Source organism: Streptomyces sp. NPDC055955, from assembly GCF_042270245.1.
Taxonomy (GTDB): Bacteria; Actinomycetota; Actinomycetes; order Streptomycetales; family Streptomycetaceae; genus Streptomyces.
This window is the reverse complement of sequence record NZ_JBHJYS010000011.1, coordinates 41,174-55,769: the sequence shown is the minus strand read 5'-3', so window position 1 is coordinate 55,769 and position 14,596 is coordinate 41,174. Positions and strand designations below refer to the sequence as shown.

The window sequence follows — 14,596 nt, the reverse complement described above, 5'->3', positions numbered from 1 at the left end:
CGGTCACGCAGCGCGAGGCGCGCGGCGCGAGACCTCAGCGGGCCTCGACGGGCACGAAGTCACGCAGGACCTCGCCGGTGTAGATCTGGCGCGGGCGGCCGATGCGCGATCCCGGCTCCTTGATCATCTCGTGCCACTGGGCGATCCAGCCCGGCAGCCGGCCGAGGGCGAACAGGACCGTGAACATCTCGGTCGGGAAGCCCATGGCCCGGTAGATGAGGCCCGTGTAGAAGTCGACGTTCGGGTAGAGGTTGCGCGAGACGAAGTACTCGTCGGAGAGCGCGTGCTCCTCCAGCTTGAGCGCGATGTCGAGCAGCTCGTCGGACTTGCCGAGGGCCGAGAGGACATCGTGCGCCGCGGCCTTGATGATCTTGGCGCGCGGGTCGAAGGACTTGTACACCCGGTGGCCGAAGCCCATCAGGCGGACGCCGTCCTCCTTGTTCTTCACCTTGCGGATGAAGGAGTCGACATCGCCGCCGTTGGCCTGGATGCCCTCGAGCATCTCCAGGACCGACTGGTTGGCGCCGCCGTGCAGCGGGCCCCACAGGGCGGAGATACCGGCGGAGATCGAGGCGAACATGTTCGCCTGCGAGGAGCCGACCAGACGCACGGTGGACGTCGAACAGTTCTGCTCGTGGTCCGCGTGCAGGATGAGCAGCTTGTCGAGCGCGGAGACGACGACCGGGTCGAGGTCGTACTCCTGCGCCGGCACGGAGAACGTCATGCGCAGGAAGTTCTCGACGTAGCCGAGGTCGTTGCGCGGGTAGACGAACGGGTGGCCGATCGACTTCTTGTACGCGTACGCCGCGATGGTCGGCAGCTTGGCGAGCAGCCGGATCGTCGACAGGTGGCGCTGCTGCTCGTCGAACGGGTTGTGACTGTCCTGGTAGAACGTCGACAGGGCGCTGACCACGGAGGACAGCATCGCCATCGGGTGGGCGTCACGCGGGAAGCCGTCGAAGAAGCGCTTGACGTCCTCGTGGAGCAGCGTGTGCCCGGTGATCTCGTTCTTGAAAGTGGAGAGCTCGTCGACGGTCGGAAGCTCGCCGTTGATCAGCAGGTAGGCCACCTCGGTGAAGGTGGAACGCTCGGCCAGCTGCTCGATCGGGTAGCCGCGGTACCGGAGGATGCCCTGCTCACCGTCGAGATAGGTGATCGCGGATTTATAGGCGGCGGTGTTGCCGTATCCGCTGTCGAGGGTCACCAGACCGGTCTGGGCCCGGAGCTTCCCGATGTCGAAGCCCTTGTCACCGACGGTGCTGTCGATCACCGGGTAGGTGTACTCGCCATCGCCGTACCGCAGTACTACAGAGTTGTCGCTCACGTCATCCCTCACCGACGTAGTGCCTCTTCTTCGAGGTGCCCTGACTGTTCTCTACCATCCCCCACTTGGCCCAGCAGAGTGCACTCGGGGTCGACCATTGGGCCTATTCGCGGCACTGAGTGCCGCGAACCTGCTCATCCTGCCCCCTTCGCCCCGCTTGCGGAAAGCCCGTGTGACGTTTCCGACTCATTTGATCGATCAAAAGTTACCAAACCGAAGGATGTGCCTCCGGAGAGCCGGAAACGGAGTGCTGTACAACGCCTCCCCGCGGAGACCGTGCGCACCGCCTGGCCGAGCGCCTTGCGTGAACCGACGAGCACCACCAGCTTCTTGGCCCGCGTGACCGCCGTGTAGAGGAGGTTCCTCTGCAGCATCATCCAGGCGCCGGTCGTGACCGGGATCACGACGCACGGATACTCACTCCCCTGGGAGCGGTGGATCGTCACGGCATACGCGTGAGCCAGCTCGTCCAGCTCATCGAATTCGTATACAACTTCCTCGTCCTCGTCGGTGAGTACGGTCAGCCGCTGCTCGTCCGCGTCGAGGGAGGTGACGACGCCGACGGTGCCGTTGAACACGCCGTTCTCCCCCTTCTCGTAGTTGTTCCTGATCTGGGTGACCTTGTCGCCCACGCGGAAGACCCGGCCGCCGAAGCGCTTCTCGGGGAGGTCGGGGCGGGCGGGAGTGACGGCTTGCTGGAGCAGGCCGTTGAGGGTGCCGGCGCCGGCCGGGCCGCGGTGCATCGGGGCGAGGACCTGGACGTCCCGCCGCGGGTCGAGGCCGAACTTGGCGGGGATGCGGCGGGCGGCGACATCGACGGTGAGCCGGCCCGCCTCCTCCGTGTCCTCCTCCACGAACAGGAAGAAGTCCTTGAGGCCCTGTGTGAGCGGATGCTGACCCGCGTTGATGCGGTGCGCGTTCGTGACGACGCCGGACTCCTGGGCCTGGCGGAAGATGCGGGTGAGGCGGACCGCGGGGACCGGGCCGCCCTCGCCGAGCAGGTCCCGCAGCACCTCGCCCGCGCCGACGCTCGGCAACTGGTCGACGTCGCCCACGAACAGCAGATGGGCGCCCGGCGGCACGGCCTTGGCCAGCTTGTTGGCCAGCAGGAGGTCGAGCATCGACGCCTCGTCGACCACGACGAGGTCGGCGTCGAGCGGACGGTCCCGGTCGTAGGCCGCGTCACCGCCCGGCTTGAGTTCGAGCAGGCGGTGGACCGTGGACGCCTCGGCGCCGGTCAGCTCGGCCAGGCGCTTGGCGGCGCGGCCCGTGGGAGCGGCGAGGACGACCTTCGCCCGCTTGGCGCGGGCCAGTTCGACGATCGAGCGGACCGTGAAGGACTTGCCGCAGCCGGGCCCTCCGGTGAGGACGGCGACCTTCCTCGTCAGGGCGAGCTTCACCGCCTCCTCCTGCTCGGGCGCGAGCTCGGCCCCCGTGCGCCCCGCGAGCCAGGTCAGGGCCTTGTCCCACGCGACGTCCCGGAACGCCGGCATCCGGTCCTCGTCCGTGCGCAGGAGGCGCAACAGCTGGGCGGACAGGGAGAGTTCGGCGCGGTGGAAGGGAACGAGGTAGACCGCGGTCACCAGCTCCTCCCCGCCGTCCGGGCCCGGCACCCGCTCCCGTACGACGCCCTCCTCCTCGCCCGCCAGCTCGCCCAGGCACTCGATGACCAGGCCCGTGTCGACCTGGAGGAGCTTGACCGCGTCGGAGATCAGCTGTTCCTCCGGCAGGAAGCAGTGCCCCTGGTCGGTGGACTGCGAAAGTGCGTACTGCAGGCCCGCCTTGACGCGCTCGGGGCTGTCGTGCGGGATGCCGACGGACTGCGCGATGCGGTCGGCGGTGAGGAAGCCGATGCCCCAGACATCGGACGCGAGCCGGTAGGGCTGGTTCCTGACCACGGAGATCGACGCGTCGCCGTACTTCTTGTAGATGCGCACCGCGATCGAGGTGGACACCTCCACGCTCTGGAGGAAGACCATCACTTCCTTGATGGCCTTCTGCTCCTCCCAGGCGTCGGCGATCTTCTTGGTGCGCTTGGGGCCGAGGCCCGGCACCTCGATCAGGCGGCCCGGCTCCTGCTCGATGATGTCGAGGGTGTCCAGGCCGAAGTGACGGGTGATCCGGTCGGCGAAGACCGGGCCGATGCCCTTGACCAGGCCGGATCCGAGATAGCGGCGGATGCCCTGGATGGTGGCGGGCAGGACCGTCGTGTAGTTCTCCACGGTGAACTGCTTGCCGTACTGCGGGTGGGAGCCCCAGCGGCCCTCCATGCGCAGCGACTCGCCGGCCTGCGCGCCGAGCAGCGCGCCGACGACGGTGAGCAGATCACCGGCGCCGCGGCCGGTGTCGACGCGGGCGACCGTGTACCCGCTCTCCTCGTTGGCGTACGTGATCCGCTCGAGGACCCCCTCGAGCACCGCCATCCCCGGGTTCGGCATGAGGCGACCGTACCGGTGGGGTCGGACACCCGGGCGGCGGTACCCGGGTTACGGGCTACAGGCCGCCCATGGGTTCGATGTCCACCTTGACGGGAATGCCCCAGACCCGCACCACCTCGTAGTCCGTGAACGCGTGGACCAGGCGGTACGCCGAGGCCGCGCGGGGCTCCCTGCGCTGGGCCGCGAGATAGTGCTCGGCCTCCCTGCGGTCGTGCCGCGGGGTGCCGCACAGCTGCCACGCCTGTCCGTTCCACTTCTCGGGGAGCCAGCGCTGCTGGGGCTGCGGGCGGTCCTCGCGGACGCCGTACCGCGACATCGCCGGGGCGTCCGCGCTCTCGCCCTGCCGGGGTCTCGTGGGATACGTGCCATTGATCTCCGAGCGGCGGGCGACACGGCGGCGGGTCTCGCAGAGCAGGCACAGGTCCTGCGCGTTCTCGTCGACCGGGCCCGTCGGGTGCTCCGGGCAGCGCGTGGTGGGCGGGTCGCCGGCGACGGAGTCCTCGATGAGGTCGAGCGCGCGCTTCACGTCCGCGCGCATCTCGTGCAGCTTGCTGTCGGGTGTGTCGGCGCCGAGGCCCTCACCGTGCTCGCCGAGGAGGCGCAGGGCCCGGCCGAGCGCGGTGAGCTGTGCGTGATTCACGGGCGTGTGCCCCTTCCGTGCGGGTTCCGTGGCTGACTCCGCCAGCGTCTCACGCACCACCGACACGGCCGTGCGGCACCGGTCGCGAGGGAGGCGTACATCACGATCCGGTCTCGACAAGCGGAATGGGGGTTGCCAACAACCCGTGTAATCGATTCCAATCCTCCGTGTAATCGATTCCATGACGGTGTCGGACCAGGTTTCGGATCCGTTCCGGACCAAGCAGCCACAAGGAGGTGGTCCTGCGATGGCGAGCATCAAGGACGTCGCCGCGGCGGCGGGTGTCTCCGTCGCCACGGTCTCGCGGGTGCTGAACAGCCACCCGTCGGTGAGCCCGGACGCGCGCGCCCGCGTGCTCGGCGCGGTCGACTCGCTCGGCTACCGCCCGAACGCCGTGGCCCGCTCCCTGCGCACCGCCCAGACCCGCACGCTCGGCCTGGTCATCAGCGACGTGCTCAACCCGTACTTCACCGAGCTGGCCCGCTCCGTCGAGGAGGAGGCCCGCGCGCTGGGCTACAGCGTCATCATCGGGAACGCGGACGAGCAGCCCGACATCCAGGACCACCACGTACGCACCCTCGTCGACCGGCGCATCGACGGACTCCTGGTCTCCCCCACCGACGGTGGCTCGCCGCTGATGCTGGAGGCCGCGCGCGACGGTACGCCGATGGTCTTCGTCGACCGCTGGATCCCGGGCGTGGACGTGCCCGTGGTCCGCTCCGACGGACGCGCCGCGGTGCGCGACCTCGTGGCCCATCTGCACGCCCTCGGCCACCGCCGGCTCGCCATCATCGCGGGGCCCGCCGCCACCACGACCGGCAGCGAGCGCGTCGAGGCGTTCCGCGAGGCGCTCGCCGCGTACGGGCTCGCGCTGCCGGACGCCTACATAGGACAGGGCGACTTCCAGGCGGACAGCGGCCGGCGCGCGACGGAGCGTTTCCTCGCCCTGTCCGAACCGCCGGAGATCGTGTTCGCCGCCGACAACCTGATGGCGCTCGGCGCGCTCGACGCGATCCGGGCCGCCGGGCTGCGCGTCCCGCACGACATCGGGCTCGCGGCCTTCGACGACATCCCCTGGTTCGTGCACACCGACCCGCCGGTCACGGCGATCGCCCAGCCGACCAAGGAGCTCGGCCGGGCCGCCGTACGGGCCCTGATCGACCGCATCGACGGCCGGCCGCCGCAGTCGGTGACACTGCCGGCGCGCCTGGTCGTCCGCCGGTCCTGCGGCGAGACACGGATCCCGGCTCCCGCGGACACCCCCACCGCCACGACCTCAACGAGGAGGAACCCGTGAGCAACCCGGAAGAGCGGCAGGCCCAGGAGTCGGCCGGGCCGCCCGACGAGCTGCTGCGTATCGAGGGGATACGCAAGACGTTCCCCGGCGTCGTCGCGCTCGACAGCGTCGACTTCGATCTGCGCCGCGGCGAGGTGCACGTGCTGCTCGGCGAGAACGGCGCGGGCAAGAGCACCCTCATCAAGATGCTCTCCGGCGCCTACCGGCCCGACGCGGGCCGGATCGTCGTCGACGGCCGGGAGAGGCGCATCCACGGCGCGCAGGACGCCGAGCGCCTCGGGATCGCCACCATCTACCAGGAGTTCAACCTCGTCCCCGATCTGACGGTCGCCGAGAACATCTTCCTGGGCCGCCAGCCGCGCCGCCTCGGGATGATCGACCGCAAGAAGATGGAGGCCGACGCCGAGGAGTTGCTGCGGCGCGTCGGCCTGACGGTGTCGCCCCGGACCCGGGTGCGTGAACTGGGTATCGCCCGGCTCCAGATGGTCGAGATCGCGAAGGCCCTGAGCCTGGACGCGCGCGTTCTGATCATGGACGAACCGACGGCCGTGCTCACCTCGGAGGAGGTGGACAAGCTCTTCGGGATCGTGCGCGCGCTGCGCGCGGACGGGGTCGGCGTCGTCTTCATCACCCATCACCTGGAGGAGATCGCCGCGCTGGGCGACCGCGTCACGGTCATCCGCGACGGCAGGAGCGTCGGCCAGGTTCCCGCGTCCACCCCCGAGGCCGAGCTCGTACGGCTCATGGTCGGCCGCAGCATCGAGCAGCAGTACCCGCGCGAGCGGCCCGAACTCGACGCCGCAAAGGCTCCGTTGCTGCGGGTCGAGGGGCTGACCCGCGACGGGGTCTTCCACGACGTGCACTTCGAGGTCCGGGCCGGAGAGGTCGTCGGCATCGCGGGCCTCGTGGGCGCGGGCCGTACCGAGGTCGTCCGTGCCGTCTTCGGCGCCGACCCGTACGACAAGGGCACCGTCGAGGTCGCGGGCGCGCGGCTGCCGCGGCACGACGTGAACGCGGCGATGGCCGCCGGCGTCGGTCTCGTGCCCGAGGACCGCAAGGGACAGGGCCTCCTCCTGGACGCGTCCGTCGAGGAGAACCTGGGCCTGGTCACGCTGCGTTCGGCGACCCGCGCGGGCCTCGTGGACCGCAGGTCCCAGCGCGCCGCGGCCGCGCGCATGGCCGAACAGCTCGGCGTGCGCATGGCCGGGCTCGGCCAGCATGTGCGGACCCTGTCCGGCGGCAACCAGCAGAAGGTCGTCATCGGCAAGTGGCTGCTCGCCGACATCAAGGTCCTCATCCTCGACGAGCCGACACGCGGCATCGACGTCGGCGCGAAGGTCGAGATCTACCAGCTCGTCAACGAACTCACCGCGGCCGGGCACGCCGTCCTGATGATCTCCAGCGACCTGCCGGAGGTCCTCGGGATGAGCGACCGGGTCCTCGTCATGGCGCAGGGCCGGATCGCGGGCGAACTCGCGGCCGGCGAAGCGACCCAGGACTCCGTGATGGCGCTCGCCGTCAGCACCGCGGCATCCCCGGCAACCACCCCCGTACACAATGAAGTGGAGGGCTCCCGTGGCCACTGACACGCTCAAGAGCAGCACGGCCGACGCGGGTGGCCTGCGCCGCGTCCTGCTCGACAACGGCGCGCTGAGCGCCCTGGTCGTCCTGGTCATAGCGATGTCGCTGCTGTCCGGCGACTTCCTGACCACGCAGAACCTGCTCAACGTCGGCGTACAGGCCGCCGTGACCGCGATCCTCGCGTTCGGCGTCACCTTCGTCATCGTCTCGGCGGGCATCGACCTGTCGGTCGGCTCCGTGGCCGCCCTGTCGGCGACCGTCCTCGCGTGGGCCGCGACCAGCGCGGGCGTCCCGGTGTGGATCGCCGTGATCCTCGCCGTCGTCACCGGTGTCGCCTGCGGATTCGTCAACGGCGCGCTGATCTCGTACGGCAAGCTCCCGCCGTTCATCGCGACGCTCGCGATGCTGTCGGTGGGGCGTGGTCTGTCGCTCGTCATCTCGCAGGGCAGCCCGATCCCGTTCCCGCAGTCCGTCTCACGGATCGGTGACACGCTCGGCGGCTGGCTGCCGGTGCCGGTGCTCGTGATGGTCGTCATGGGGCTGATCACGGCGCTGATCCTGGGCCGTACGTTCATCGGCCGGTCCATGTTCGCGATCGGCGGCAACGAGGAGGCGGCGCGCCTGTCCGGGCTGCGCGTCAAGCGGCAGAAGGTCGTCATCTACGCCCTGTCGGGCCTTTTCGCCGCCGTCGCGGGCATCGTCCTCGCCTCGCGTCTGACCTCCGCGCAGCCGCAGGCCGCGCAGGGTTATGAGCTGGACGCCATCGCCGCGGTCGTCATCGGCGGCGCCTCGCTGTCCGGCGGTGTCGGCAAGGCGTCGGGCACCTTCATCGGCGCGCTGATCCTCGCGGTGCTCAGGAACGGCCTCAACCTCCTGTCCGTGTCGGCGTTCTGGCAGCAGGTCGTCATCGGCGTCGTCATCGCGCTCGCCGTGCTCCTCGACACCGTGCGCCGCAAGGCGGGCGCGACCCCGACGGCCGCCGGCGCCACGTCCGGGCCGGGCGGCTCCAGGGGCAGACAGGCCGCCCAGTACGTGATCGCGGCCGTCGTCGCCGCGGCGATCATCGGCGGCATCTCCCTGTGGAACAAGGGCTCTTCGGGTACGTCGGCCAAGCTCGGCCTGTCCGTCTCGACGCTGAACAACCCCTTCTTCGTGCAGATGAAGGCGGGCGCGCAGGCCGAGGCCCGGAAGGAGGGCATCAAGCTCACGGTCACGGACGCCCAGAACGACGCGTCCCAGCAGGCCAACCAGCTCCAGAACTTCACCAGTGAGGGCATGAGCGCGGTCATCGTGAACCCCGTCGACTCCGACGCGGTCGGCCCGGCCGTGCGCGGCGCCAACAAGGCGGACATCCCCGTCGTCGCCGCCGACCGCGGCGTCAACAAGGCGAAGACGGCCACGCTCGTCGCCTCCGACAACGTCGCGGGCGGCCGGCAGGCGGCGAAGACGCTCGCCGACAAGCTCGGCGGCAGCGGGAAGATCGTGATCCTCCAGGGCACGGCCGGCACCTCCGCCAGCCGCGAGCGCGGGCAGGGCTTCGCCGAGGGCATCAAGGCGTACCCCGGCATCAAGGTCGTCGCCAAGCAGCCCGCGGACTTCGACCGCACCAAGGGCCTCGACGTCATGACCAACATGCTCCAGGCCAACGCGGGCGTCGACGGCGTCTTCGCCGAGAACGACGAGATGGCGCTCGGCGCGATCAAGGCGCTCGGCTCCAAGGCGGGCAAGTCCGTCGCCGTCGTCGGCTTCGACGGCACGCCGGACGGCCTCAAGGCCGTCGAGGCGGGCACGCTGTACGCGTCCGTCGCGCAGCAGCCGAAGGAGCTCGGCCGGATCGCCGTGCAGAACGCGGTCAGGGCGGCGAAGGACAAGAAGGTCGCGGAGATGGTGAAGGTGCCGGTGAAGGTCGTCACCTCGAAGAACGTCGCGAGCTTCAAGTAACCGTCGCGGCTTCGGCTACCGACCGGGGCGCCCCGCCGGCCCATCGAGAACGCCCGTCCAGAACACGGAGAAAGTGACAGCGATGCAGGACTACGACCTGTTGGTGGTGGGATCGGCCAACGCCGATCTGGTGACCGTCGTCGAGCGCCGCCCGGGCGCCGGGGAGACCGTCCTCGGCTCGGACCTGGCCGTCCACCCGGGCGGCAAGGGCGCCAACCAGGCCGTCGCCGCCGCGCGTCTCGGGGCCCGTACGGCGCTGCTCGCGCGGGTCGGCGACGACGGGCACGGGCGGCTGCTGCTCGACTCGATGGAGTCGGCGGGCGTCGACCCGGCCGGCGTCCTCGTCGGCGGGGCGCCCACCGGGGTCGCCCTCATCACGGTGGACCCGTCCGGGGACAACAGCATCGTGGTGGCACCGGGTGCCAACGCCCGGCTCACCCCGCAGGACGTCAGGGCCGCGGGCGGCCTCTTCCAGGCGTCGCGGGTGGTCTCGGCGCAGCTGGAGATCCCGCTCGACACGGTCGCCGAGGTCGTACGGACGCTGGCGCCGGGCAGCCGGTTCGTCCTCAACCCGTCCCCGCCCGCTCCCCTGCCCGCCGAGGTCCTGGCGGCCTGCGACCCGCTCATCGTCAACGAGCACGAGGCGCGGGTGGTGCTCGGCGCCGACGTCACCGGCGAGCCCGAGGACTGGGCGCGGGCGCTGCTCGCCCTCGGGCCGCGCTCCGTCGTGATCACGCTGGGGGCCGAGGGCGCGCTGGTGGCCGACGGCACGGTGACGCGCCGCGTGCCGTCCGTCAAGGTCACGGCCGTGGACACGACCGGTGCGGGGGACGCCTTCACGGCGGCCCTGGCGTGGCGGCTCGGCGCGGGCGAGAGCCTCGCCGACGCGGCGGCCTTCGCGGCCCGGGTCGGCGCGGCGGCGGTCACGAAGGAAGGCGCTCAGGCGTCCTACCCGACGACAGCCGAGGTCTCGGCGCTGTGAAGAAGGCCGGAATACTCAACCGCCACCTGGCCGGCGCGCTCGCCGAGCTGGGGCATGGCGACGGTGTGCTCGTGTGCGACGCGGGGATGCCGATCCCGGCCGGGCCCCGGGTCGTGGACCTGGCGTTCCGGGCCGGTGTCCCGTCGTTCGCGGAGGTCGTCGACGGGCTCCTCGACGAGCTGGTGGTGGAGGGCGGGACCGCCGCCGCGGAGATCCGGGCCGCGAACCCCGAGGCCGCGGGGCTGCTCGCGGAGCGCCTTCCCGCGCTCGCCTTCGTCCCGCACGAGGAGCTGAAGGAGCTCTCGCGGGGCGCGCGGCTCGTCGTCCGTACGGGAGAGGCCCGGCCGTACGCGAATGTGCTGCTGCGCTGCGGGGTGTTCTTCTAGCCGGCTGCTGCGGGCCTGGCTCGCGGGCACGGCTTGAGGGCATGCATGGCTTGCGGGCATGCAAAAGGGGGCCCGGTCGGCGGACCGGACCCCCTGACGCTTCCCCTCCCCCATCAGAACCCCCGTGATCCCCCCGGATCCCCCTCCAGAAGTCCTGATGCCACATACGACCCGTACATCGGGGAAAGGGTTGCACGGTCCGCCCGAAATCTTTTCGGCGTGCCGACGCAGTGGGGCAGACGTAGCGTTTCAGGCATGAGCGAAAACACCGGCTCTGCCGAACCCTCCCTGCAGAAGGACGTGCTCGACGAGCTCGGCGACGACCGGCTCGGCGAGATCGCCGAACTGGTGGGTACGGACGCCGCCGGCGCGCAGGACGTCGTGGGCACCACCGTCTCCGAGCTCTCCGGAGAGCTCAGGGAGAAGGCGACGGCCGATCCCGGGCAGGCCGAGGAGGTCCGGCAGGCGCTCGCCGAGACACAGGAGCAGCAGCCGTTGCAGGGTGTGGCCACGCTGGGCGGGCTCGGCGGGCCGGCGGCCGGCGGGCTGATGTCCGGGATCCTCTCGAAGATGAGCCGCCCGGTCGCGAACGCCGTGGCCAAGAAGACGGGCCTGCCGCCCGCGGCCGTCGCGCGGGTCGTCGAACTTCTGATCCCGGTGCTGCTGACGGTCTTCACCAAGCGGGCCGCGGGCAGGAAGGCGGGCGGCGGCCCCCGGTAGCCGCACACCCTCCCCCGCCGCCCCGAGTCCGGCCGCCGCCGGGAGGGCTCAGCCGGCGTGCCGCACGAAGCGGTCCGCCGTCTGCGCGAGGACCTCGCGGCCGTCGCGTGCCCACAGCCCGTCGTTGAACAGTTCCACCTCGATGGGCCCCGTGTACGCGGCGTCCTCGACCAGGCCACGCCACGCGCGCATGTCGATCGCGCCGTCACCGATCTGCCCCCGTCCGTTGAGGACGCCCTCGGGCAACGGCGTGGTCCAGTCGGCGAGTTGGAAGGCGTGCAGCCGCCCGTCCGCCCCGGCACGCGCGATCTGCGCGGGCGCTCGGTCGTCCCACCAGATGTGGTAGGTGTCCACGCACACGCCGACCTGTTCTGCGGGGAAGCGCTCGGCCAGGTCGAGCGCCTGCGCCAGCGTCGACACGACGCAGCGGTCGGAGGCGTACATCGGGTGCAGCGGCTCGATGGCGAGCCGGACCCCACGCTCGGCGGCGTACGGGCCGAGCTCCGCGAGCGCGTCGGCGATCCGCTCCCGCGCGCCGTGCAGGTCCTTGCTGCCTTCGGGGAGACCGCCGGAGACCAGGACGAGGGTGTCCGTGCCGAGGGCCGCGGCCTCGTCGACGGCCGCGCGGTTGTCGTCGAGGGCCTGCCCGCGCGCGTGCGGGTCGATCGCGGTGAGGAAGCCGCCCCGGCACAGCGTGGTGACGGCGAGCCCGGCCTCCCGCACGAGCTTCGCCGCGGCCTCGACCCCGTACGTCTGCACGGGCTCGCGCCACAGGCCGACGCCCGGGACCTCCAACTCGGCGCAGGCCGCGACGAGTTCTTCGAGGCCGAGCTGCTTGACGGTCATCTGGTTGATGGAGAAGCGGTCGAGGGGGTGGCTCACTGATCGACTCCGTACACGCTGAGCAGGGACTTCATCCGGGTCTCGGCAAGGGCGGGGTCCGGGAACAGGCCGAGGCCGTCGGCGAGTTCGTAGGCGCGCGCGAGGTGCGGGAGCGGACGGGCCGACTGGAGGCCGCCGACCATCGTGAAGTGGGACTGGTGGCCCGCGAGCCAGGCGAGCAGGACGACGCCCGTCTTGTAGAAGCGGGTCGGCCTCTCGAAGAGGTGCCGGGACAACGCGACGGTCGGGTCGAGCAGTTCACGGAACTTGGCGGTGTCCCCCGTGTCGAGGACACGCACCGCCTCGGCCGCGAGCGGGCCCAGCGGGTCGAAGATGCCGAGGAGCGCGTGGCTGAAGCCCTGCTCGTCGCCCGCGATCAGCTCGGGGTAGTTGTAGTCGTCCCCCGTGTAGCAGCGCACGCCCCGCGGGAGGCGGCGGCGCAGCTCGACCTCGCGCCGGGCGTCCAGGAGCGAGACCTTGATGCCGTCGACCTTGTCGGGGTGCGCGGCGATGACGTCGAGGAAGGTCTCGGTGGCGGCGTCGAGGTCCGGCGAACCCCAGTAGCCGTCCAGGGCGGGGTCGAACATCGGTCCGAGCCAGTGCAGGATGACGGGCTCGGACGCCTGGCGCAGGAGATGCCCGTAGACGTCGAGGTAGTCCTCGGGTCCGGACGCCGCGGCCGCCAGGGCCCGCGAGGCCATGAGGATCGCCTGCGCGCCCGTCCCCTCCACGAGCGCGAGCTGTTCCTCGTAGGCCGCGCGGACCTCGGCGAGCGTGGCGGGCCCGGTCAGTTGGTCGGTGCCCACCCCGCACGCGATGGCGCCTCCGGCCGACCTGGCCTCGGCGGTCGAGCGCCGGATCAGCTCGGCCGCGCCCGCCCAGTCGAGGCCCATGCCGCGCTGGGCGGTGTCCATGGCCTCGGCGACGCCCAGGCCGTGCGCCCACAGATGACGGCGGAAGGCGAGCGTCGCGTCCCAGTCGACGGCGACCGCGTCGGGGCCGGCGTCGGCGAGCGGGTCGGCGACGACGTGCGCCGCCGAGAAGACGGTCCGCGAGGCGAGCGGGGCGCCCGTGGTGAAGGAGGCCGGCTCGGCGCGCGGGGTGTAGGCGCGCAACGTGCCGTCGGGGCCGGGGAGCCGGATCGTCACAGCGTGATCTCCGGAACGTTCAGGCGACGGCCCTCGGCCGACGACTTCAGGCCGAGCTCGGCGAGCTGGACCCCGCGGGCGCCCGCGAACAGGTCCCAGCGGTAGGGCGCGTCGGCGTACACGTGCTTGAGGAACAGTTCCCACTGCGCCTTGAAGCCGTTGTCGAACTCCTGGTTGTCGGGGACCTCCTGCCACTGGTCGCGGAAGGAGTAGGTGGCCGGCAGGTCCGGGTTCCATACGGGCTTCGGGGTCGAAGCACGGTGCTGGACGCGGCAGTTGCGCAGCCCGGCGACGGCGGAGCCCTCGGTGCCGTCCACCTGGAACTCGACGAGCTCGTCCCGGTTGACCCGTACCGACCAGGAGGAGTTGATCTGCGCGACGGCGCCGCCGTCGAGCTCGAAGATTCCGTACGCCGAGTCGTCGGCCGTCGCGTCGTACGGCTTGCCGCCCTCGTCCCAGCGCTGCGGGATGTGCGTCGAGGCCAGCGCCTGCACGCTGGTCACGCGGCCGAACAGCTCGTGGAGCACGTACTCCCAGTGCGGGAACATGTCGACGACGATGCCGCCGCCGTCCTGCGAGCGGTAGTTCCAGCTCGGCCGCTGGGCCTCCTGCCAGTCGCCCTCGAAGACCCAGTAGCCGAACTCGCCGCGCACGGACAGGATCCGCCCGAAGAAGCCGCCGTCGATGAGGCGCTTGAGCTTGAGCAGGCCCGGCAGGAACAGCTTGTCCTGGACGACTCCGTGCTTGATGCCCTTCGCCTTCGCCAGGCGGGCCAGTTCGAGCGCGCCGTCGAGGCTCGTCGCCGAGGGCTTCTCCGTGTAGAGGTGCTTCCCGGCGGCGATGGCCTTCTTGAGCGCCTCCTCGCGGGCGGAGGTGACCTGTGCGTCGAAGTAGATGTCGATCGTGTCGTCGGCGAGGACGGCGTCGAGGTCGGTGGAGACGTTCGCCGGGTCGAGGCCGTGCTGCTCGGCGAGCGCGAGCAGCGCGTGCTCGCGGCGGCCGACGAGGACCGGCTCCGGCCACAGCACCGTGCCGTCGCCGAGGTCGAGGCCGCCCTGTTCGCGCAGGGCGAGGAGGGAGCGGACGAGGTGCTGGCGGTAGCCCATGCGCCCCGTCACCCCGTTCATGGCGATGCGCACCGTCTTGCGTGTCACTTGAGTCCCTTCTTACGGACGCCGATGAAGAACACGCTCGTCGTAGCAAGCGCTTTCTACATGAGAAGAAGCTAGCCTCTGCACAGCCGGTCGGACAAGACCG

12 protein-coding genes are annotated in these 14,596 nt (G+C 71.1%); 6 read left to right on the top strand and 6 right to left on the bottom strand.

Annotation, left to right across the window (positions count from 1 at the left end; all coding sequences use genetic code 11):
* Positions 1–34: 34 nt before the first annotated feature.
* The 3 genes from ACFC96_RS22565 to ACFC96_RS22555 all read right to left on the bottom strand — a co-directional run bounded on the left by ACFC96_RS22565 (position 35) and on the right by ACFC96_RS22555 (position 4,402).
* Complete coding sequence (locus ACFC96_RS22565; protein ID WP_116512889.1) at positions 35–1,324, bottom strand: citrate synthase; 1,290 nt, start codon at positions 1,322–1,324, stop codon at positions 35–37.
* A gap of 134 nt (positions 1,325–1,458) precedes the next feature.
* Complete coding sequence (locus ACFC96_RS22560; protein WP_376613807.1) at positions 1,459–3,762, bottom strand: ATP-dependent RecD-like DNA helicase; 2,304 nt, start codon at positions 3,760–3,762, stop codon at positions 1,459–1,461.
* Positions 3,763–3,817: 55 nt separating this feature from the next.
* Entirely contained in the window at positions 3,818–4,402 is a 585-nt protein-coding gene (locus tag ACFC96_RS22555; RefSeq protein ID WP_376256380.1) for a hypothetical protein, read from the bottom strand.
* A 247-nt stretch (positions 4,403–4,649) separates the two neighbouring features.
* Here ACFC96_RS22555 and ACFC96_RS22550 point away from each other — a divergent pair, with 247 nt between their 5' ends.
* The 6 genes from ACFC96_RS22550 to ACFC96_RS22525 all read left to right on the top strand — a co-directional run bounded on the left by ACFC96_RS22550 (position 4,650) and on the right by ACFC96_RS22525 (position 11,309).
* Complete coding sequence (locus tag ACFC96_RS22550) at positions 4,650–5,699, top strand: LacI family DNA-binding transcriptional regulator (protein WP_376613805.1); 1,050 nt, start codon at positions 4,650–4,652, stop codon at positions 5,697–5,699.
* Entirely contained in the window at positions 5,696–7,285 is a 1,590-nt protein-coding gene (locus ACFC96_RS22545) for a sugar ABC transporter ATP-binding protein (protein WP_376256383.1), read from the top strand. The genes ACFC96_RS22550 and ACFC96_RS22545 overlap by 4 nt, the downstream gene beginning before the upstream one ends.
* Entirely contained in the window at positions 7,275–9,221 is a 1,947-nt protein-coding gene (locus tag ACFC96_RS22540; protein WP_376613803.1) for a substrate-binding domain-containing protein, read from the top strand. Before ACFC96_RS22545 ends, ACFC96_RS22540 begins: the two co-directional genes overlap by 11 nt.
* 82 nt (positions 9,222–9,303) lie before the next feature.
* The gene (locus tag ACFC96_RS22535; RefSeq protein WP_376613985.1) at positions 9,304–10,203 is read left to right on the top strand and encodes a ribokinase; all 900 of its coding nucleotides are present in this window, start codon (positions 9,304–9,306) and stop codon (positions 10,201–10,203) included.
* On the top strand, positions 10,200–10,589 hold the full coding sequence (gene rbsD / locus ACFC96_RS22530; protein ID WP_376256389.1) for a D-ribose pyranase: 390 nt from the start codon (positions 10,200–10,202) through the stop codon (positions 10,587–10,589). The genes ACFC96_RS22535 and rbsD overlap by 4 nt, the downstream gene beginning before the upstream one ends.
* 255 nt (positions 10,590–10,844) lie before the next feature.
* Positions 10,845–11,309 (top strand): DUF937 domain-containing protein, encoded by a 465-nt coding sequence (locus ACFC96_RS22525; protein WP_376613801.1) that lies wholly within the window; start codon positions 10,845–10,847, stop codon positions 11,307–11,309.
* A gap of 48 nt (positions 11,310–11,357) precedes the next feature.
* On the opposite strand, the gene ACFC96_RS22520 is transcribed toward ACFC96_RS22525, so the two are convergent.
* The 3 genes from ACFC96_RS22520 to ACFC96_RS22510 are packed head-to-tail and all read right to left on the bottom strand — an operon-like array spanning position 11,358 to position 14,493.
* Entirely contained in the window at positions 11,358–12,155 is a 798-nt protein-coding gene (locus ACFC96_RS22520) for a sugar phosphate isomerase/epimerase family protein (RefSeq protein ID WP_376613983.1), read from the bottom strand.
* A gap of 32 nt (positions 12,156–12,187) precedes the next feature.
* Positions 12,188–13,339 carry a dihydrodipicolinate synthase family protein gene (locus ACFC96_RS22515; RefSeq protein ID WP_376613799.1) on the bottom strand — a complete coding sequence of 384 codons (1,152 nt, stop codon included), beginning with the start codon at positions 13,337–13,339 and terminating at the stop codon, positions 12,188–12,190.
* On the bottom strand, positions 13,336–14,493 hold the full coding sequence (locus ACFC96_RS22510) for a Gfo/Idh/MocA family protein (RefSeq protein WP_376613797.1): 1,158 nt from the start codon (positions 14,491–14,493) through the stop codon (positions 13,336–13,338). Before ACFC96_RS22510 ends, ACFC96_RS22515 begins: the two co-directional genes overlap by 4 nt.
* Positions 14,494–14,596: the final 103 nt, after the last annotated feature.

Excerpts from the sequence above, each read along its gene's own strand:
- ACFC96_RS22560 (WP_376613807.1), bottom strand. The coding sequence starts at position 3,762 with ATGCCGAACCCGGGGATGGCGGTGCTCGAGGGGGTCCTCGAGCGGATC.
- ACFC96_RS22550 (WP_376613805.1), top strand. The coding sequence starts at position 4,650 with ATGGCGAGCATCAAGGACGTCGCCGCGGCGGCGGGTGTCTCCGTCGCC.
- ACFC96_RS22535 (WP_376613985.1), top strand. The coding sequence starts at position 9,304 with ATGCAGGACTACGACCTGTTGGTGGTGGGATCGGCCAACGCCGATCTG.
- ACFC96_RS22525 (WP_376613801.1), top strand. The coding sequence starts at position 10,845 with ATGAGCGAAAACACCGGCTCTGCCGAACCCTCCCTGCAGAAGGACGTG.
- ACFC96_RS22520 (WP_376613983.1), bottom strand. The coding sequence starts at position 12,155 with ATGACCGTCAAGCAGCTCGGCCTCGAAGAACTCGTCGCGGCCTGCGCC.